Source organism: Maribellus comscasis (assembly GCF_009762775.1).
Taxonomy (GTDB): domain Bacteria; phylum Bacteroidota; class Bacteroidia; order Bacteroidales; family Prolixibacteraceae; genus Draconibacterium; species Draconibacterium comscasis.
In genome coordinates this window covers 6804351-6825239 of sequence record NZ_CP046401.1, presented here as the reverse complement: position 1 = coordinate 6825239, position 20889 = coordinate 6804351, and the positions used below count along the sequence as shown (strand labels likewise).

Annotated in this window: 14 protein-coding genes; 3 read left to right on the top strand and 11 right to left on the bottom strand. The window is 36.5% G+C overall.

All coding sequences use genetic code 11. The annotated features are described in order from the left end of the window. Positions 1-7: 7 nt before the first annotated feature. The gene (locus tag GM418_RS27415; RefSeq protein ID WP_158870939.1) at positions 8-2530 is read right to left on the bottom strand and encodes an ATP-dependent Clp protease ATP-binding subunit; all 2523 of its coding nucleotides are present in this window, start codon (positions 2528-2530) and stop codon (positions 8-10) included. A 265-nt stretch (positions 2531-2795) separates the two neighbouring features. Here GM418_RS27415 and gyrA point away from each other — a divergent pair, with 265 nt between their 5' ends. Both gyrA and GM418_RS27405 read left to right on the top strand, forming a co-directional pair. Further along, positions 2796-5303, top strand: a complete 2508-nt coding sequence (gene gyrA, locus GM418_RS27410) for a DNA gyrase subunit A (protein ID WP_158870937.1) — start codon at positions 2796-2798, stop codon at positions 5301-5303. A 108-nt stretch (positions 5304-5411) separates the two neighbouring features. Then, positions 5412-6587, top strand: a complete 1176-nt coding sequence (locus GM418_RS27405; protein ID WP_158870935.1) for a tetratricopeptide repeat protein — start codon at positions 5412-5414, stop codon at positions 6585-6587. Positions 6588-7383: 796 nt separating this feature from the next. Here the strand turns inward: GM418_RS27405 and GM418_RS27400 are convergent. The 9 genes from GM418_RS27400 to GM418_RS27360 form a co-directional block, all read right to left on the bottom strand. After that, positions 7384-7830 carry a hypothetical protein gene (locus tag GM418_RS27400; protein ID WP_158870933.1) on the bottom strand — a complete coding sequence of 149 codons (447 nt, stop codon included), beginning with the start codon at positions 7828-7830 and terminating at the stop codon, positions 7384-7386. An 8-nt stretch (positions 7831-7838) separates the two neighbouring features. Beyond that, the gene (locus GM418_RS27395; protein WP_158870931.1) at positions 7839-8999 is read right to left on the bottom strand and encodes a hypothetical protein; all 1161 of its coding nucleotides are present in this window, start codon (positions 8997-8999) and stop codon (positions 7839-7841) included. After that, on the bottom strand, positions 8999-10213 hold the full coding sequence (locus GM418_RS27390; protein ID WP_158870929.1) for a hypothetical protein: 1215 nt from the start codon (positions 10211-10213) through the stop codon (positions 8999-9001). The genes GM418_RS27395 and GM418_RS27390 overlap by 1 nt, the downstream gene beginning before the upstream one ends. 868 nt (positions 10214-11081) lie before the next feature. Next, positions 11082-12449 carry a sulfatase family protein gene (locus tag GM418_RS27385; RefSeq protein ID WP_158870927.1) on the bottom strand — a complete coding sequence of 456 codons (1368 nt, stop codon included), beginning with the start codon at positions 12447-12449 and terminating at the stop codon, positions 11082-11084. Positions 12450-12504: 55 nt separating this feature from the next. Then, the gene (recN, locus tag GM418_RS27380; RefSeq protein ID WP_158870925.1) at positions 12505-14160 is read right to left on the bottom strand and encodes a DNA repair protein RecN; all 1656 of its coding nucleotides are present in this window, start codon (positions 14158-14160) and stop codon (positions 12505-12507) included. 129 nt (positions 14161-14289) lie between these two features. Next, positions 14290-15198: a type IX secretion system protein PorD gene (porD, locus tag GM418_RS27375; protein WP_158870923.1), complete on the bottom strand. Its 909-nt coding sequence runs from the start codon at positions 15196-15198 to the stop codon at positions 14290-14292. Between the two features lie 52 nt (positions 15199-15250). Further along, complete coding sequence (gene coaBC, locus GM418_RS27370; protein ID WP_158870921.1) at positions 15251-16456, bottom strand: bifunctional phosphopantothenoylcysteine decarboxylase/phosphopantothenate--cysteine ligase CoaBC; 1206 nt, start codon at positions 16454-16456, stop codon at positions 15251-15253. 12 nt (positions 16457-16468) lie between these two features. After that, a complete protein-coding gene (locus tag GM418_RS27365; protein ID WP_158870919.1) occupies positions 16469-16804 on the bottom strand; it encodes a DNA-directed RNA polymerase subunit omega in 336 nt (111 codons plus the stop codon). A gap of 1 nt (position 16805) precedes the next feature. After that, positions 16806-17618 carry an outer membrane protein assembly factor BamD gene (locus tag GM418_RS27360; RefSeq protein ID WP_158870917.1) on the bottom strand — a complete coding sequence of 271 codons (813 nt, stop codon included), beginning with the start codon at positions 17616-17618 and terminating at the stop codon, positions 16806-16808. A 260-nt stretch (positions 17619-17878) separates the two neighbouring features. On the opposite strand from GM418_RS27360, the gene GM418_RS27355 reads away from it, so the two are divergent. Beyond that, the gene (locus GM418_RS27355) at positions 17879-19141 is read left to right on the top strand and encodes an aminotransferase class I/II-fold pyridoxal phosphate-dependent enzyme (protein WP_158870915.1); all 1263 of its coding nucleotides are present in this window, start codon (positions 17879-17881) and stop codon (positions 19139-19141) included. Between the two features lie 237 nt (positions 19142-19378). Here the strand turns inward: GM418_RS27355 and GM418_RS27350 are convergent, their stop codons facing one another. Further along, entirely contained in the window at positions 19379-20731 is a 1353-nt protein-coding gene (locus GM418_RS27350) for a transposase (RefSeq protein ID WP_217447505.1), read from the bottom strand. Between the last annotated feature and the right edge of the window lie 158 nt (positions 20732-20889).

The window sequence follows — 20889 nt, the reverse complement described above, 5'->3', positions numbered from 1 at the left end:
CTTTATATTACTTACTTAGTTCCTTTTTGTTTGATAAAATTCGCATCAGCAATTTCTCGTTCTTTTTGTCAAAACCAACAGAAATTGTATCTCCTTCTGTAATTGATGCCTTAATAATAATCTCCGCCATTTCATCTTCCAGATATTTCTGGATTGCTCTTTTTAATGGTCGTGCTCCAAATTGCGGATCAAATCCTTTTTCAGCAATAAAGTCTTTGGCAGCAGGAGAAATTTTTAATTTATAATTTAACGATTCAACACGTTTATACAAGTCTTTAATTTCAATATCGATAATTTTGTGAATATGCTTCTTATCCAAGGTGTTGAACATTATCACATCATCTATCCGATTTAAAAACTCAGGCGCGAATGCCTTCTTTAATGCTTTTTGAATAATATACTTCGCGTTTTCATTGTCTTTTTCAGCAGATTGGTTTGTGGAAAAACCAACACCGCGGCCAAAGTCTTTGAGTTGTCTTGTACCAATGTTCGAAGTCATTATAATAATCGTGTTTCTAAAATCAACACTTCTTCCTAAGCTGTCAGTCAATCTTCCTTCATCAAGCAATTGAAGTAAAAGATGAAATACATCGGGATGTGCTTTTTCAATTTCATCGAGTAATACAACAGAATAAGGTTTTCTTCTTACTTTTTCAGTTAGCTGACCACCTTCTTCATACCCAACGTATCCCGGAGGCGCTCCAACAATTCTGGATACAGAAAACTTCTCCATATATTCACTCATGTCAATCCGAATCAGTGAGTCGATACTATCGAACAAATAAGTAGTTAGTACCTTTGCCAACTGCGTTTTTCCTACGCCTGTTGGCCCCAAAAAGATAAATGAACCGATGGGGCGGTTTGGATCTTTTAATCCAGCCCTGTTTCGCTGAATAGCCCGAACAATTTTTTGAATCGCTTCATCCTGTCCGATAACTCTGTTTTTCAAATCGGCTTCCATGTTCATTAGCCGTTTACCTTCCGCCTGTGCAATTCGTTGAACAGGAACGCCCGACATCATTGCAACTACTTCAGCAACTTTGTGTTCGTCAACTGTCTCACGGTGTGTTGCCAATTCCTTTTCCCACGCTACTTTTTCATTTTCAAGCAACTGAAGGAAATTTTTTTCTTTATCTCTAAAGTCAGCAGCCAATTCAAAATTCTGACTTTTTACAGCTAATATTTTGTCTTCTTTTATCTTTTCTATCTTTTCTTCCAGCTTCAGAATATTATCCGGAACGTTGATATTTGAAATATGTACCCTTGAGCCTGCTTCATCCAATGCATCAATTGCTTTGTCGGGTAAATATCTGTCGGAAATATAACGTGCAGTAAGTTTTACACAGGCATCCAATGCTTCCTCAGTGTAATTCACATTGTGGTGATCTTCATATCTGCTTTTAATGTTATTCAATATCTCGACGGTTTCTTCCATCGACGTAGGTTCAACCATCACCTTTTGGAAACGACGTTCAAGCGCACCGTCTTTTTCAATATGTTGACGATACTCATCGAGCGTTGTTGCCCCGATACATTGGATATCGCCGCGTGCCAGTGCCGGTTTTAGCATGTTGGCAGCATCAAGCGAACCTGTTGCACCGCCGGCTCCTACAATCGTATGAATTTCATCGATAAAAAGAATTACGTTGTTTACTTTTGTTAACTCGTTTAAAATCGCTTTCATTCTTTCCTCAAACTGCCCCCTGTATTTTGTTCCCGCAACAATTGAAGCGATATCCAAACTTACGACTCTTTTATCAAATAGTATTCGCGAAACTTTTTTACTGATAATACGCAATGCTAATCCCTCTGCAATTGCAGATTTTCCTACGCCAGGTTCTCCGATAAGAATAGGATTATTCTTTTTTCTCCGGCTCAGAATCTGGGCCAGGCGCTCGATTTCCCTTTCACGCCCAACGATAGGGTCAAGATTGTTCTCCTCTGCCAGCTTGGTAATATCAATGCCAAAATTATCCAAAACGGGTGTTTCTGATTTTGAGGTTGTACTCTTTTTTGCTCCGGAACCTCCGGGACCTTTTGAAAAAGGCTCGTTTGTGTCATCATCATCACTTTCAGGAAAATCCGATTTTGCGATCGGCCCTTTGTAGTCCTGCAGTTGTGATTTTACGATATAATAATTGATACCAAACTCAACCAGCAATTGAGTGACAATATTCTCATTATCTTTTAAAATGGCCAGTAACAAATGCCCGCTGTTAGCCGTTGTGCTTTTAAATGAGCGCGCTTCCAAATAAATGAGTTTTAATGATTTTTCGGCCGACTTCAGCATAACTAAATCTGCTTTCTGGTTAATTTCTTTGTCAGACCGTATTTTTTTCTCAATTAGTTGTTTAATCTCTCCCAAATCAACGCCCAAATTCACTAAAATATCAGTTGCGGTGCCTTCTCCGTCTCTTAAAATTCCAAGAAACAGATGCTCCTGACCAATATAATCGTTTCCCAAGCGAATGGCTTCTTCTCTGCTATATCCAATTATATCTTTAATCCTTGGTGAAAATTGTGAATCCATACAAATATCATTTTTTATTTAATCAACAACAATTGTTCCCAAAAGTTGACTTACTAAAATACTGAAAAATCAACCGCAAAGTTAGCGATAATGTCATAAGTTATTAAATCTATTATTGAAATGCTGAATTATTGACAGTTAAATTGTTGATATCTTCTTGTTACTATCCACCAAAACAGTAGTAAAAACGCCCGAATACCGTGGATTTTTACTATTTTTGTGGGTCTTTTAAATTATTGGTAATTTATTTTGAAAGGAGATATAAATGATTGAAGGTGAAAAGATTATCAGAATAAACATAGAGGAGCAGATGAAGTCTGCCTATATTGATTATTCAATGTCGGTTATTGTTTCAAGAGCGTTACCCGATGTGAGGGATGGATTTAAACCGGTTCATCGAAGAGTATTATACGGAATGAATGATTTGGGAATACTTTCCAATCGTCCATATAAAAAATCTGCCAGAATTGTTGGGGAAGTTCTTGGTAAATATCACCCTCATGGTGATTCTTCAGTATATTTTACAATGGTACGTATGGCTCAGCACTGGTCGCTGAGATATCCGTTGATTGATGGCCAGGGAAACTTTGGTTCTGTTGATGGTGATAGTCCGGCAGCGATGCGTTATACTGAAGCAAGAATGGCAAGAATTGCTGAAGAAACGCTGGCTGATTTGGATAAAAATACAGTGGACTTTCAGCCTAATTTTGATGAATCATTAAATGAACCTACTGTTTTGCCTACCCGGATTCCGCAACTTATCGTTAATGGTGCGTCGGGAATTGCGGTTGGGATGGCAACAAACATGCCACCTCACAATCTTTCAGATACTATTGATGCTACAATTGCATTTATAGAAAACAACGAAATTACAATTGACGAAATAATAGAAATTATTAAGGCGCCTGATTTTCCAACAGGTGGAATAATATACGGCTACCAGGGAGTAAAAGAATCGTATGAAACCGGAAGAGGCCGGATTGTAATCCGGGGAAAAGCACATATCGAAAACGAGAACGGCCGCGAGAAAATAATCGTTACTGAAATTCCATATCTTGTTAACCGTGCTGAGATGATTCAAAAAACAGCCGATTTGGTTAACGAAAAGAAAATTGAGGGAATTTCAAATGTTAACGATGAGTCGGGCAGAGAAGGTATGCGTGTGGTTTATGATATCAAACGCGACGCGATGAGCAATGTGGTGTTAAACAAATTGTATAAATATACACAATTACAAACATCGTTTAATGTAAATAACATTGCCCTGGTAAATGGGCGGCCAAAGATGCTAAACATAAAAGATTTAATTTTTCATTTTGTGGAGCATCGCCACGAAATTGTTGTCAGACGAACACAGTACGAACTGGAACAGGCTGAAAAACGTGCGCATATTTTACAGGGATTGATTATTGCCAGTGACAATATTGATGAAGTTATTGCCATTATCCGATCTTCAGCAACACCCGACGAAGCAAGGGAACGATTAATAGAGAAGTTTGAATTAACTGAAATTCAGGCACGTGCGATTGTTGACATGCGATTGAGACAATTAACGGGTCTGGAACAGGATAAGCTCCGTGCGGAATATGAAGATATCATGAAGCAAATCGAACATCTCAAAGAAATTCTTGCTGATAAATCGTTGCGTATGGATATTATCAAAGAAGAATTGCTTGAGGTAAAAAAGAAATATGGTGATGAAAGACGCACAGAAGTAGTTCCAAATGCGGAAGAGTTTAATCCCGAAGATTTTTACGCAGATGATGATATGGTTATTACCATTTCGCACCTGGGATATATTAAACGTACTCCGTTAACTGAATTCCGCACACAGGGAAGGGGAGGAGTTGGTTCCAAAGGAGGCTCTACCCGCGATGAAGATTTCCTTGAGCACATTTTTATTGCATCGATGCATAATACTTTGTTGCTTTTTACAGAAAAAGGAAAATGCTACTGGCTTAAAGTATATCAAATCCCTGAAGGAACCCGATCTTCAAAAGGACGTGCAATTCAAAATATATTAAATATTGAACCCGACGATAAAGTATTGACCTTTATAAAAGTTAAAACTTTAGCTGATTCAGAATTTATCAATAATAATTATATAATTCTGGCAACGAAGAAGGGGATAATTAAGAAAACAACGCTCGAGGCATATTCGCGCCCAAGACAGAATGGTGTTAATGCCATTACTATCAAAGACGGCGACCAGCTGCTTGAAGCCCGTCTTACTAACGGAGAAAGTGAAATAATGCTTGCAGTGCGTTCCGGTAAAGCTATTCGTTTTAATGAAAGTATTGTCCGTGCTATAGGGAGAACAGCTTCCGGAGTGAGGGGTATTACGCTGGGAAACCCGAACGACGAGGTGATTGGCATGGTTTGTGTAAATAATGGAAATGAAGATATCCTTGTTATTTCGGAAAACGGATATGGAAAACGTTCTAAAATTGATGATTACAGAATCACTAACCGTGGAGGGAAAGGTGTTAAAACAATAAACATCACTGAAAAAACAGGTGATTTAATTGCAATTAAAAGCGTTTCAAACGATAATGATTTGATGATAATTACTCAATATGGGTTAACCATACGTTTGGCTGTAGATTCTATTTCAGTATTAGGTAGAGCAACGCAGGGAGTGAGGGTAATTAATTTGAAAAATGAAGACAGGATTGCTTCCGTTGCAAGAGTTACTATTGAGGAAGAGGCTGAAGTTGAAAATGATAGTGAAATAGAAGACAATCAGGAAAATAGTGAAGAGATTGATTCTTAACAATAAGAAAATAAATTATAGAGAATTAACCGTTAAGTTTGAATAATTTTATTATTCATATATTTTTGTAAAAGATTAATTTAAATTAAAACAATAAAAATTTAGGTGATGAAAAGAACAATAATTCTACTAACTTTTATTTTTGCTGCCGGTGTGAGCTTTGCACAAAAAGGAAAAGTGACCAGTGCCCAAAATTTTAAGGACTCTGGTAATTTAGAAAAAGCATTGGAAACCATAAAGGAGACAATAGATCCTTCGAATGAAAAATCGGAGAAAACTATTGACTGGCCGAAAACATGGGAAGTTAGAGGAGAAATATATCAGGCAATATATCAGTCGGAAGACGAAAATGTAAAAAAACTGGCAGAAAATCCACTGGCTACAGCTTTCGAGTCGTACAAAAAAGCATTGGAGCTGGATGAAAAAGGAAGGTTCGGCAATGGTTTAAAGATAAAACTTACGCTGTTAACCAATGATCTTACCAATCAGGCTGTTGAAGGGTTTAACAGCGAAGATTATGAAAAAGCTTTGAATGCTTTTGAACAAATTCTGGAAATAAACAGTATGCCATTGATTAAGGGAGACAATCCTGAAACAGTAGATACAGTTATTATTTATAATACAGGTTTGGCTGCTTACAACGCACAGCAATATGATAAGGCTATCAAATACTACAAAGAAGCCGCTGAGTATGGTTATAACGGAGCAAGAACTTACAGTTTAATTGCAAGTGCGTACCAGATGAAAAAAGATACATTGGGAGCCCTGGAAATTTTGCAGGAAGGTTTTGAAAGATATCCGGAAGATAATAATGTACTTACCAGTATGATTCAGATTTATTTGGACCAGGATAAAACAGAAGATGCAATGAAATACCTGGAAATGGCTATAGAACAAGATCCCGATAATGCTACATTTTATTTTGCACAGGGAACTTTGTTCGAAAAGCTTGAAAATGACGAAAAAGCAATAGAATCATATGAAAAAGCAATAGAAGTTGATTCGGAAAATTACGGTGCATATTATAATTTAGGTGCATTATACTATAATAAAGGTGTTCAGCAGATTGAGATTGCCAATTCTGTTCCAGCAAACGAAAATGAAAGATATTTGGAGGAAACCAAAAAAGCAGATATCTGGTGGGAAAAAGCTTTACCATATATGGAAAAGTGTAATGAATTAAAACCTGACGATATAATGACACTGGAATCATTAAAGAACTTGTACTACAGAATGAAACAAATGGATAAGTACAACGAGATGTTGGAAAAATTAGGACAATAAATATATCGTTAAAGGAGAGCTATAAACTCTCCTTTTTCAATACATATATTATTTATCATAATATCAATTATAGGACAAACGTATTAATTTTGAAAATAGGGGTTCTTTAGCAAAATCTTGTGAAATTACGTCCACGCGGCTAAGCGTGGTTTACATAGAATCAGTTATCGCGACGCAGTCCGATAACGGTACGATTTTATGTAAAAGTAATTTGTGCACATTCACGAAATGTTTTCCCTATAATTCAATATTATGTCTGCACTCGTTCCTCGTTTGCCTTCGCCTAATCGCTCAGGTAAATAAATCGCACCAGCCAACGCTTTTTTAAATTCTGCTATTCTGAATAACTGTGCTAAAAAATATTTTTAAGCGATTCTCAGTGAGTTTACTTTTCGTGCTTCCTGGCATGGTTTTTCCTATAATTCGACACTATATTAAATAGCCGCACGGCTGTCGCACTTATCCAACGCACACCAGCCGCACATCTATAAATACAAAATCCCTCCCTAAAAAAGTTTTTCTGTATAGCATTCCAAATTGATGTTTGTGCTGAATTGTCGCAACAGTACAACAATTTTTAATATTTATTATATTTAACATAATAATATGCAGACAAAAATTGTTGCACACTTGCTTTGTTCGGTTCTCCAATGATTTTAGAATTATTTGTCCTTGTGCCGGACTGGCATTTACTTTTCTTCTTGATAAGAAAAGTAAACAAAAGAATCAAGAAAATTTAAAGCTTCCACGCACATTCCAACGCTAGCCCGCACCAAATTTTCTGTCCAACGCGCTTTTAATCCAGTTGATTAGCGGTATTAACCAATGCATATTTTTCGCTTAATTCTTTAATTCCGTTGGTAAATATTTTTATCTCCCAGTTAGATAAATACTTAAAACGTTCGTCTTGTTCATTATTGAAAAAGAAGCGATTATCTGGTTCTTTTAATACTTTACATGGAATTAAAAACACCGCAGGTTCCATTTTCTTCATAAAAAGTACTAACGCAATCAATAGATTATCAGGCAATTCATAATTCCAATCTGTTTGAGGAATTTTAATACTTCTGTCTACATTTTCGAGATTTAATGTATGCAATGAAATTTCATAATATTTCCCTGATTTTGATTTAATTATAAAATCCACTCCCCTGCTCCCACTTTCGTTTTCAAAAACTTCAAAGCGAGCTTTCATTAATTCAAGCTTAACAAAATGCTGTGCGTATTTGTAGATTTTATCCATCTTAAAGACTATGTAATACTAAAATCCTGAATTGCTTTTATGAGAAGTCTTTCCAATTGTAGATTCACATTTTTTAGGTTAGTTTCATAATTTACAGGCAATGCTCTTAAGCTATGAAAAACAAGCGACCTTGTTTTATATAATGCTTTTGTGGGAGTATCTTGCACGTATTCAGGTTTTACTGATGTTAAGAAATCATTGCAACTGTGTCGTAAATCATTTAAATAGTTAATTGGAATCCCACAAAAAGAATTAAATAATTTATCTATCCTGGATTTTTCATTAGCCGTTTTAGATAGCCTTTCTCTTATATCATAGAAGTCATCTGAATTATTATTAAAATCGGAAATAATACTACTTAAATCAACTTGAAAAACTTTTTCAATCAATAATTCAATTACTTGGTATAATAAATGGAATCTTACAAGCTCATGTTCTTGGAAATAAAGAAAAGAAGTAAATAAGTTTAAAATATATGGGTCTTTGTGTAATTCAGAAGAAGTTGAGACGAAGTGTAGCCTTCCACCTTCCGGTCTGGATGAATGAATTGGTTGATTTTCACCTTTATATAATTTATTAAAATTTGATTCAAGAATTTGTAAATAACCAAAAGACCATAAACATGGTAGAAATGAATCTAATCTAAACTTGTGGTTGTGAAAATTTTCCCATATCCTAATATATGGTTTATAAAGAATTAAGACATGTGTATTTTCACCATAAAGTGATTCCAGGTCAATTCTTCTATTTGGAACAATTTCTATTTTTTTATAAGGGATACCATCATCTCCCTTTAAAAGTTTTCTTATACAATGATAAGCGTATAGAGAAAAGTGTTCGTTTTCACCATAATCATGTTGTGAATTTATCAATGATTGTAATGGAATCAAGTAACCAAGTCTACCATGGTTCCCTTCGTTTTCTGTAGCATTATCAAAAATTTGATAAATATCGTTTGCGGCAAAATCAGGATTATTAAAAAGTTTTATTATAAAATGTGAATCTCTCAGAAAAGAGTAATTATTGTTTTTTTCAAAACAAAACTCACATTTCAGTTCATCTTCTGGAAATTCTACGCTGGACAACGTAAAATCACTTGTTTGTGAACTAAAACGAACGCTGTCGAATTGTATATCACCAACCCCCAACTTTTTAAATAATAGAGCCATTACAAGAATTCCACGTTATACATTTGTCTTGCCTTTTTTACAGCTTTCCTAACATTTAAACTACTTTCATCATTAATATTTAGCAAGGATTTAAAGAAATGGTAAAAATATCTTCTTTGACTGTTACCAATTTTTTTGGAGGTTGTTCTTATGTGTTCCAGATTACTGAGAAAATCATAATAAACCTCATAAATGTCACCACCAATAACCAAATCATCCAACTTGTCACATAATTCATCAAAGTCAGATAAAACATCATTCTCCTCTAAAACACCTACAATGGCACCAAAAGCTGTTATAACTTGCGGTCTTAAATAAAAATTTGCAATGTTCCTTCCAAAGGGTTGGACAAAATCATCCGTATAATCACTCTTTGAAAATTCCCAACCATCGCTAATCTCTTCAATCTTTTCCATAAACTTGTGGAAAGATTTTAAGAATTGCTGGAATAGTTCAACCTTTTGCCCTTTTTTAGATAACTTTTCTAAACTCTTTATGTCATCTAATAATGTCGCACGGTCAAAGGATAGCTCATTTTTTTCAAGGTAAGATTGGAATCCATCTACCACATCACTGAATTTGTATCTGCCAACTCCAATAGTTTTAGGTCCATCAACTTCTCTTAATAATTCTACACCTTCAATTTTTGTATCGGTAATGTAATCCTGATACAAGATTTCAATTTGGTGGCGTATAGACATGGGTGTTTGTCCCGTATTTAAAGTTAACATTCTATATAAAATGCCAATTTTATTTATTCCGACATACAATTCTACTCTTAACCTTCTGGTGTGAAATTTATCCAAAGCTTCTTTATCCCCTGTCTTTTTTAATTCATCTTCCAGTGCAAGCATTTGATGAGTTCGTTGAAGACCATCCAAAATAATCAGTTTCTTATCCCGAATAGATTCTTTAATTTCATCATCCGTAATATTCTGAAGATACTCATCTTCATTTTCATCAATGGCTTCCTTTCTTACTGCCAGAAAGATGGGAGGTATTGTACATCCTTGTTTAAGGTCATTTCTAAGTAAGGAATATACTGTTTTCGACGATTTTACTTTTTTCCTTTGCATTTCATTATCATCAATGATATGCTTCGCAATGCGCAAGTAATCCTTTACTAATATTTCCGCTAGCACATTAAGTGCTCCAATTTTTTCATCATTAATTCTTGATAAAATATCAATTCTCATAACCTTTCTTTTTTTCATTGTTAAGGTTCAATTTATTGGTTCCTGATTTTTATAAAACATAAAATTACAAAATCAGAAATGATTACAGGTACTTTAGAAATTTAATTTTAATTGATTCCAAATATTATGTGTCGTTCAATATTCAATTATTTTGCTTAAGCTTAGTTTCTACACTCCACACCCATTTACTCCGTTTCTCTCCGCAAAAAAGTGTTCCGTTGGCGAAAACTTCAGTTCCAAAACTTTTTGCCCACGCGCTTTTAAATCATTTTTCAAATTGATGTTTAGTGGTGATTTAATGTTGATGTTCCAGTAGCCAAAGCAATGTTAATATAATGCACTACATTATAGGACAAACGTATTTAATTGTTTATTCTGGAATTCTACACAAATTACGCCCAGCTCTGCTGGTTTATATAAAATCAGATATATGGCTGATAAGTCATATATCGGCAAAGATTTTATGTAAAAGTGTATACAGTAGTTTCTGGCATGGTTCGCCCTATAATTCAATATTATGTCTGCACTCGTTCTTCGATTGCCCTCGTTAAATCCACTCGGGTAAATAAATCGCACCAGCCAACGCTTTTTAAATTCTGCTATTCTGAATAAGTGTGCTAAAAAATAGTTGCATGCGATTCTCAACGCGTTAAAAATTATTTTATATTGATGCGTTGACGAATCTTCGTATTTCTCAGAGACTCATTCGTGACACCATATTAAATAGCTATGCAGCTATCGTACATATCATATAAAGCTTATACATATATCGTAATCGTGTAGCTTGAATTTAATTTTCCTACACTGGTTTTTAAAAATGATTTTCAATGCCGAATATTTTTGAAATACTCTTAAGCTATATTTCAGTCAATCTTATTTATCATAATTAGTCCACCAATCTTTTCCCGGTCCAGCGGTCAAATTTGTCTGGTGTAGGATTTTCAGGAATGGTATCGTTGTACTGAATTATCCATTCATCCAGTTTGTTTCTCATTTCGGTTAAGGTTTTTTCGTAATCCGGATTTTCAGCTAAATTATTAAACTGATAGGGATCTTTAGCCACATCGTACAATTCTTCAACCTGGCGTGGTGCGATAAAACAGTCCAGCTGATTTTCATTCAATTTGCCTGCGTTGTACATTTTTATCATTTCCTGGTAAGTTAAACTGCCGACTGCATCAGCCGGTGGCGACGCGTTAAGCTCAGGAAATGTGTTACGGATATAAAGAAACTCAGTATTCCGGATTGCCCGTTCAAATGACTGATAATCATGCCAGTTATGTTCCCCGGCGATGTAATCTCTGACTGTCGCCGAATAATCGTTCAAAACCGGAACAAAAGATACTCCCTGAAAAGTAGGAGAACTGTTTAATCCGGCCAATTCACAAAAGGTAGGAGCAATATCAATTGAACTTACAAGGGCATCGGTGCGTCCCTTTTTAATTTTAGCGGGCCAGCGAACAATAAAAGGTGTTTTTATACCACTGTCGTAGAGCCTGGTTTTTGCCCGCGGAAAAGGCCTTCCGTTGTCGGTCATATAAATAATCAAGGTATTTTCGTCTTCACCCTGATCTTTTAAAACCTGCATCACTTTTCCCAAATAACTGTCCAGACGTGATATCTCATCGTAGTACAGGGCAAGGTCTTTTCTGGTAGAATCGTTGTCAGGCAAATATGGCGGCACAATAATTTTGGCTGGGTCGTGTGGTTTGGCAATGGTATTTGGTTTATAAGGACGATGTGGATCCATGGCCGCCAGCCACATAAAGAAAGGTTTATCTTTGGGCCTGTTTTCCATCGCTTCAACCCAGAATTCACAGCCACTTGGCGAGCCTCCGTATATCGTATCAAACTCCGGGCGCGGATCTCCGATATGATATTTCCCGGCGACGGCTGTATAATATCCGGCTTTTTGCAATTCTCCGGCAAACAATACCTGGTTATGAGGCAAGGGCATATGTAATTCGGGTGCTCCTGTGCTGTGCGGATAGCGCCCTGTCAGGATACTGCATCTGCTTGGACTACACGAACTGGCCGTTAAAAAGGCATTATCGAAAACCAGACCTTCTTCAGCCAGCTTGTTAATATTTGGTGTGCGAATAACTTCGTTACCATAAGGTGCACATTCGTTCCAGGCCGCGTCATCGGCAATAAAAACAATAAAATTAGGCTGCTTTTTTTCTTTTTTTTCCGGAGCATTGCATGAACTCAAAAGAGCCAAAGCAATAAAAAATACAAAACTGAAATTTTTCATTAGTTGGTTATTTAATGTTGTTTATTTTAAAATGCCTGTAAAACAGGATTATAGTCTAGTTTTTCAAAAGTTCCCTTGCTGTTTTTAATGTATTATCGGTAATATCTTCCCCACTTACCATTTTAGCCAACTCTTCTACCCTCTCGTTATTTTCAATTTTCCGAATTGATGTGTATGTTTTTTCTTGCTCTTCATATTTAAACACTACAAAATGACTGTCTCCTTTTGCTGCGATCTGTGGCAGATGCGTAATATTTATAATTTGGGTGGAAGCTGAAAAAGACTTTAAAATATTCCCCATTTTTATGGCCACTTCACCTGATATTCCGGAGTCTATCTCGTCAAAAATGATGGTTGGAAGCTCTTTTGATTTTCGCAACAGATTTTTTATGGCCAGCATCAAACGTGACATTTCACCTCCGGATGCAATTTTTGAAATTTCTGAAGGTTGTGAGTCGCTGTTTGCACTAAAAAGAAATGAAATTGAATCTTTTCCTAAAGCTGTGTAATCATGCATCTCCTCGTGTGCAACATGCAATTTTGCTTTTGGCATACCCAATTGCTCCAGATCCATAATAACAGCTTTTTCGATATCCGGAAACGATTTTTTTCGTATCGTGGAAAGTTCAGCTGCCAGACTATTTAATTGTCCTAAAACAGTTTCCAGTTCATTTTCCGCATTTTTTATTTCATCACCGAAGCCAACCGCTTGTATGATTTTGCTTTCAAAATCATTTTTTAACTTCATCAGTTCATCGATACCTGCTACATGGTGTTTTTGCTGAAGATTGTATATGAGATTTAAACGGTCGTTAATTTCCTCAATTTTAGCTGGTTCGTGTTCTGTTTTTTCAGCCAGAGCGTCTATTTCTTCCCAAATATCTTTTAACTCCAGGAAAGTACTTTGTAAGCGGTTTTGCAGCTCCGGTGCACTAGAGATATAGTTCTGAATCCTTTGCAGAATTTTTGTACTTTCTTTTATATTTTTGAGTGCTGAAAATTGCTCATTATCAATCAATTGAAGTGCTTCTGTAAACGAGCTTTTTATCTCCTCGGCGTGCGTAAGTTTTTCAAGTTCTGTTTCCAGTTCTTCCTGCTCCCCCACCCTGAGTTTTGCCTCTTCAAGCTGATTAAACTGAAACTGAAAATAATCGAGTTCGGCATTTGCATTTTCAGCTTTTTCTTTTAACTCTTTTAACTTTTTCTGAAGCTGGTTGAAATGTTTAAAAGCTGTTTTATATTCTTCTAATTTTTTTAGCGAACCGGAAACTTCATCCACAAAATTAAGCTGGAATTTTTGGTTAACGAGCTCAAGGTTTTGGTGCTGCGAATGAATATCAATCAGTTTTAAGCCAAGTTCGCCAATGGCTTTTAATTTTACCGGCGTGTCGTTAATAAAAGCCCGCGATTTTCCTGATGGCGTTATTTCTCTTCGTAAAATGGTTTGATTGTCGTAATCCAGGTCATTTTTTTCAAAAAACGACTGTAAATCATAATTTTTGACTTCAAAAAATCCTTCTACAATACATTTTTCATTCTTGTTTTTCAACACAGATAAATCGGCCCTGTTTCCTAAAATAAGCCCTAACGCTCCCAAAATAATTGATTTTCCTGCACCTGTTTCACCCGTAATTGTATTTAATCCGGAAGAAAACTCAACCGTAAGTTGCTGAATCAGTGCGTAATTGGAAATTGTAAGTTTTGTGAGCATAAATGTATCGTTTTTACATTGCCGAATATGCCCTAAAAATACCAAAAATCAATCAACAGTAATTAAATTACCGTTAATAAATATTTTTGCGAATGCAGTTGAAAAAAGATTTGCAGGTACAGATAAAACCTAGAATCCCTCGTTTTCAGCAATTTTCTCGTATTTGTTGCCGTTAGCCGGGTCAACTTCTGTTAAAATTGCCATTACCCTGTTTCGTTCGTCGGGATATGATTTGGAAAAAATATTGACCAGCTCGTCGGCTTTTGCATCAAAAAATGCCTGTACAATATAAGTATTGGGCCGACGTCTGAATACTTTCTGGATATCGCGGAGTGCGTTAGCAATTGTTGAACGACCGTCGTCAGGCCGCTCTGACATTAAATCCAATCCCTGTCGATGATATTGGTATAAACAATTGCGATAATCCTGGTATGAATTATTTAGCATATTTTCAACCAGCCAGTACCGGTTTCTTTCGCTTTCAAATGCTTTCCAGCCTTTCATAGCAGCATTTTGCGAGTTATTAACAATTGCCTGCGCTTTTTCAAAATACTGTGTTCCTCCCATCGGAGAAAAGGTATCATAATCAAAGCCCAGAATAACATAGGCATAATATGCCAGAATATTTGTGAGGTTGTCGCGGTTTGACGTTTCATTGAATTCAAGAGGCTGATATTCTACATACCTGCAATGAAAATCATTGTCTTTGATATTTAAGATGGTTGTTTCGTAGCTTGAATTATAAACCGGCCGGGTTAACTGAACCTGAATGGAGCCTCTAAATTCATCCGCTGCAATCTGTTCATCCAGTCGTATCAGAATATTACATTTTATCTTTTCATCGTAAGAATACACATGTTCTGTCCATTTCCGGTTGTTCATAAACTCATAAAGGTCTGACTGCATCGTTCGGAAAAGGTTTTTGTTGGCACCTTTTATCTTTTGGGATGACACAGTAACGTTACAGCGTAACTCTTGTGCTGACACAGAACTCAAAATGAAGAAAAATATGGAAATTAAAATCGTTAACTTTTTCATAAAAATCTTGTCGGTTGAAATACGAAAATATAAAAAATAATATGCAACAAAACTAATTCTTCAAAGTATCAATTATCTTGTTTACAATATCAACTGCCACTTCCTTTTTACTTTTTAACTCAAAATTCTGATGATTATTGTCTTTATCAATAATCGTAATTTTATTTGTATCGGTTTGGAAACCCGCCCCCGGATCATTTAAGGAATTTAAAACGATAAAATCCAGGTTTTTTTTATGAAGTTTTTGTGATGCGTTTTCCAATTCATTGTTTGTTTCCAATGCGAATCCAGCCAGTACTTGATTCTTTTTTTTGACTTCGCCCAGTGACAATGCGATGTCTGCAGTTGGTTTTAATTCCAGATTCCAATTATTTTTTCCTCTTTTGGTCTTGGTTATTTCAGGTTGCAAAGGAGTAAAATCGGCTACAGCAGCACACATAACCGCTCCGTCAGTGACACTGAAATATTTTTGGCATTCCAAATACATTTCTTCAGCCGATTCAACCGACACCAGACTTATGTTGCTGTTTGCAACCTCGAGGTTTACCGGACCTGAAACCAAAATTACTTTGGCTCCACTGCCGGCAAGTTCTTCAGCAATGGCATATCCCATTTTCCCTGAAGAATAATTTCCGATAAAACGTACAGGATCTATTTTTTCGAAAGTAGGCCCGGCAGTAACCAAAAAGGTTTTATTCAGCAGTTTTTTTTTTCTGCTGAAAAAAGCCGCAACGAGTTCAAGGATTTTTTCCGGTTCTTCCATGCGCCCCTTACCTTCAAGTCCGCTTGCCAAAAATCCTTCTCCGGGCTCAATAATGTTGTTTCCGTAACTTTTTAATGTTGCAAGATTCTTTTGATTTGAGGGATGCGAAAACATATCCAAATCCATTGCCGGGGCAACCATAACCGGGCATTTAGCCGACATGTATGTTGTTACCAGCATATTATCGGCAATTCCATGAGCCATTTTTCCGATGGTTGAGGCTGTGGCAGGAGCAATAATCATCAGGTCGGCCCAAAGTCCAAGATCGACATGGCTGTGCCAGGTTCCGTCGTTGGCCCCGAAAAATTCACTTATAACAGGTTTGCCGGAAAGCGCAGACAGCGTAACCGGAGTGATAAATTCTTTTCCGGCAGAAGTAATTACGATTTGAACCTCGGCCCCTTCTTTCACCAGTAAACGTAAAAGTATAGCTGCTTTATAAGCAGCTATACTCCCGGTAATACCCAATATTATTTTTTTTCCTTCAAGCCTCATAGGCCGGAATATTTAAATACCTTTTTTGCTCTCCCTGGCCGGATTACGATGATATATTTCACCGTCTTTCAATTCTTCAAAAGCTATTAAAGTTGGCTTTGGAAGACGTTCGTAAAATTTGGAAATTTCAATCTGCTCCCGGTTTTCAAAAATCTCTTCCAGGTTATCAGTGTATGAAGCAAATTCCTGTAGTTTTTGATTTAATTCCTCTTTCAACTCCGATGAAATCTGGTTGGCCCGCTTGGCCAGAATCATAACCGTTTCGTAAATATTTCCGGTTTCCTGAGTTAATACTTCAAGATCGCGGGAAATAGTAGACGGAGCTGCTTTTGTTTTTTTATAATCCATTTTAATTTGTATTTGACTGTTCTTTATAATTCAACATTTCGGCGGTAGTTTCATAAAATTTATCTACCTCTTTTTTATGTTCACTTTCCGGAAATTCATCGACAAAGGTAAAATATTCGTCTAACGCGCTGGATAAACGTTCTTCCTGTTTGTCGGCAACACTCCTTACTGCAAGTAAATATTTCGATTTCAACAACATGTACATCAGTTCTTCCCGGTACCTGCTGTCCGGATAATCTTTCAAACTGTTTGACAAAGCAACAACAGCTGCCTTATAGTTTTCAAAATCGTAATACAATTTTGCGTTCAGATACGATTTATAAACCAGCTTGTTTTGCAGCTCATCAATTAAACGATTTGCTTCATCAACCCTGTCACTAAAAGGATAAAGGTTTATATACAACTGCATAGCGTCAATAGCTTCTGCAGTTACCGATTGATCCAAACGTGGTTTTGGAGAAAGCAAATAGGCACAATAACCAACCATAAACTGGGCCTCTTCAACATATTCACTGGTCGGAAATTCCTTTATCAGTGTTTTAAAGTAGTGCCCTGCCATCAGGTAGTCTTTCTGCCCAATCATACTTTTGGCGTAATAATAATAGATTTTATCAGCACGTGAAGTTCCCCGGTAAATATTAACCAGTTCCTGCAGCAATGTTCCTGCTCTAACATACTCACCATCTTCGTAATATTCAATAGCTTTTTTGTATTTGAATTCATAATCGGTACTCTTTAAAATCTTGTTGTAATCACCACATCCGGTAGTAAAGAGCACTAAAACAAGAATAAATATTAATCCTAAATTTTTCATTTTCATAATCATGGCGCAAAAATATACTTTTTTTAGATACATCGAACTATATGAAAGGTTATTTTTAACCTAACTCTGTTAACAATATTTTATTGTATCGGGTTCATTTTGAGTTTTATACATTTTTTTTATTTAATATGGCGACGAATTTACTATTCTTAACTTCATATTTAGATATCCATTAGTATAATTTAACACATTTGCCAAATTTTTAAAAAAGTTTACATTTGCATCTTAAAACAATCACTAAATTTTACATCGTGGATATATTTGAAAAATTCAGGACAAACAAAGGTGATATCGGAAAATGGATGGATCAGATCCATGGATACTTTGCATTTCCTAAACTTGAAGGAGAAATTTCAGCCAGAATGAAATTCCGGGGAAAAGAGGTATTAACCTGGAGTTTAAACAACTACCTTGGTCTTGCCAACCATCCTGAGGTTAGAAAAGCCGATGCAGAAGCTGCAGCGCAGTATGGAATGGCTTATCCGATGGGAGCCCGTATGATGTCGGGACAAACAACGAAACATGAACAGTTGGAGCGTGAACTGGCGGAATTTGTTGGTAAGCCTGATGCATTTTTGCTTAACTATGGATACCAGGGAATGGTTTCTGCAATCGATGTGCTGGCCAGCCGAAAAGATGTTATTGTGTACGATTCGGAATCACACGCCTGTATTATGGATGGCGTTTTTCTACATAAAGCAAAAGGCGGAAAAAGTTTTGTGTATTCGCATAACAACATCGATAAATGCCGTAAAATGTTGGGTTTTGCAACTAAAATAGCAGCAGAAACCGGTGGTGGAATTCTGGTAATTACAGAAGGCGTTTTCGGGATGACCGGACAAGTTGGAAAACTTGACGAAATTGTCGCGCTTAAAGAAGAATTTAACTTCCGCTTATTTGTTGACGATGCGCACGGTTTTGGAACTATGGGACCGACAGGCGCAGGCTCAGGTGAACATTTTGGCGTTCAGGACGGTATTGACCTTTATTTTGGAACGTTCGCGAAAGCAATGGCTGGCATTGGTGGTTTTATCGCTTGTGAAACAGATATTTGCTATATCCTCCGTTATAATATGCGTTCCCAAACCTTCGCAAAATCTTTACCAATGGCAATGACTATAGGCGCATTAAAACGTTTGGATATGATTCGTACAATGCCGGAATTGCGTGAAGGATTATGGACCGTTGTTAATACGCTGCAAAAAGGATTAAAAGAAGCAGGTTTTGACTTAGGAAAAACAAATACTCAGGTTACTCCGGTTTACATGAAGGGAGGAGAGGCTGAAGCAACTAACATGGTTTACGATTTACGCGAAAACTATGGAATTTTCTGTTCAATGGTAGTTTACCCGGTTATTCCTAAAGGTGAAATACTTTTGCGTTTAATTCCTACTGCGATGCATACATTAGAAGATGTTGAATACACATTGAATGCGTTCAAGGATTTACACAAAAAATTAATCGCAGGAGAATATAAAAGTGAAAATCTTGCAAAAGTAGAAGTTGACAAATAGAGTTAATTCATTTGGATAAGATAAAAAAGAAGGAGTTTGCTGACTCCTTTTTTTATGCAGGCACCTTCAGCAGTAAAGGTATTCGGACAAAATCGGGTAAAATCTCCTTGATATTTTTTCCCGATTTTGATAAAAGAATCTCTTTTTTTTGTGTCGATTGATTTTATGACGAAAAAAGGCCGGAATTGGGCATAGTTTTCCCATTTGCCTAAAGATTTTGAATAAATTGATTTGATTTTAGGCAGCTTGTTTTTGGAGCGCCATTTTTCGGGCTATCCTAACTGCATTTGCTGTATGTACACCAAAGAAAATCCAGAGTTCTTCATTTTTCCGGGTCATGGCCCTTATTTTCTTTAAGCCGTAGTGTTCTTTTTCTGTTCCAAAGCTTCCTTCCATTCGCGTGGCTCTTTCTTTACGAAGTACAGAATGAAGTATTTTCCGGTGCTGTTCATGTTTTCCTGCCCTTCCTTTTCGTTTAAACCCATGGATGATATTCTCTTTCCTGCACCAGGTGCGGTTGGCATTGGTGGCATAAATATCATCGCCCGAAAGGTGTGTTGGTTTACCTACCAGCTGGCGACCGTAACGCACAGATTGCTTAAGCCTTATCCCCTCATGAAAAGCGCTGAAGCTTATGTGCTCGATAAAATTAATCCCTCCAAATTGTATCATATTTACCTTGGCTCCAAATTCAACAGGTTTAACTTCTTTTCCTCGTACAATTGGCCGGATATAAGCTTTTGAAAGGCTGACTATACGGTCGGGTACACTTTTACCTGTATCAAAAATTTCTTGTTGTTGAGATAATACCGTGGTAATTATTTTGATTTGGCGATAATATCTGGCTGGCATGGTAAATTCATAAAGATAGTTCTGCTGGGTTTCTTCCAGTAAAAACAATAATTTCCCCAGTAAGTGCAGCAGGCTCCGGGTAAGTATTCTACGCTGCTTTTTCGATTTCCTGCGCTTTCGGCTGTAGTGACTATACCTTTCTTTTTGCTTGAGATATTTGGTTCGGGGTGTTCGTATCTTTAAATACTTACAGCTTAATTTCAATTGACCGTAACACCAGTCTACACTTTCCCACAGTAGTTTTATATTGGTTGGGTAACGCATCGAAGTTTCGTAACATGTTGCATCGGTAAGCATAATGTTGGGATGTTCAATAAAGGGTTTCCAATGTTTTGCCAATATTTTTTGAGCTTCACTAATAGCTAACCTTGATGACAAAAAAGTACGTATCTGGCTGACAATTTTATAATTGGTAAGCCTTTCACCTTGTAGCCAGATGTCACAAAAAAGCTGAAAGTGGATATTGCCGTTTAAGTGCTCAATTAGTTTTCGGTCTGAACACCCCACATAAGACTTAAGGAACATCAATGCAATCATTCCCCCGGGACTAAAAAAACGGGAAGGTCCTTTCTTATTTTCTTTGATTTTAAAATGCCGGACTAAATCATCCCAGGGTAAGGAGACATAGAGTTTACCAATTTCAGATGTTAAAAATGATTTCCAGTAAAGAGAAAATTCCTGACGTGGTGAATTAAAATTAATTTCAAGGGGCGTTTCATAAATTCTTTGTACTTTCACAATTAAGGATTTTGAAAATTACCCCGATTTTTGGCGATTCAGGCCTTTTTCGGGGTTTTTCTTAAAAATAACAAAACCTATCGTATTTATTGTCAATAGGTTTTGATACTTATGAACATCCCTATGCAAAAAAGCAGGACTCTCCTGCCCCGCTTTCT

Coding starts and splice junctions, on each gene's coding strand:
- GM418_RS27415 (WP_158870939.1), bottom strand. CDS start 2,530: ATGGATTCACAATTTTCACCAAGGATTAAAGATATAATTGGATATAGC.
- gyrA (WP_158870937.1), top strand. CDS start 2,796: ATGATTGAAGGTGAAAAGATTATCAGAATAAACATAGAGGAGCAGATG.
- GM418_RS27405 (WP_158870935.1), top strand. CDS start 5,412: ATGAAAAGAACAATAATTCTACTAACTTTTATTTTTGCTGCCGGTGTG.
- GM418_RS27400 (WP_158870933.1), bottom strand. CDS start 7,830: ATGGATAAAATCTACAAATACGCACAGCATTTTGTTAAGCTTGAATTA.
- GM418_RS27395 (WP_158870931.1), bottom strand. CDS start 8,999: ATGGCTCTATTATTTAAAAAGTTGGGGGTTGGTGATATACAATTCGAC.
- GM418_RS27390 (WP_158870929.1), bottom strand. CDS start 10,213: ATGAAAAAAAGAAAGGTTATGAGAATTGATATTTTATCAAGAATTAAT.
- GM418_RS27385 (WP_158870927.1), bottom strand. CDS start 12,449: ATGAAAAATTTCAGTTTTGTATTTTTTATTGCTTTGGCTCTTTTGAGT.
- recN (WP_158870925.1), bottom strand. CDS start 14,160: ATGCTCACAAAACTTACAATTTCCAATTACGCACTGATTCAGCAACTT.
- porD (WP_158870923.1), bottom strand. CDS start 15,198: ATGAAAAAGTTAACGATTTTAATTTCCATATTTTTCTTCATTTTGAGT.
- coaBC (WP_158870921.1), bottom strand. CDS start 16,456: ATGAGGCTTGAAGGAAAAAAAATAATATTGGGTATTACCGGGAGTATA.
- GM418_RS27365 (WP_158870919.1), bottom strand. CDS start 16,804: ATGGATTATAAAAAAACAAAAGCAGCTCCGTCTACTATTTCCCGCGAT.
- GM418_RS27360 (WP_158870917.1), bottom strand. CDS start 17,618: ATGAAAAATTTAGGATTAATATTTATTCTTGTTTTAGTGCTCTTTACT.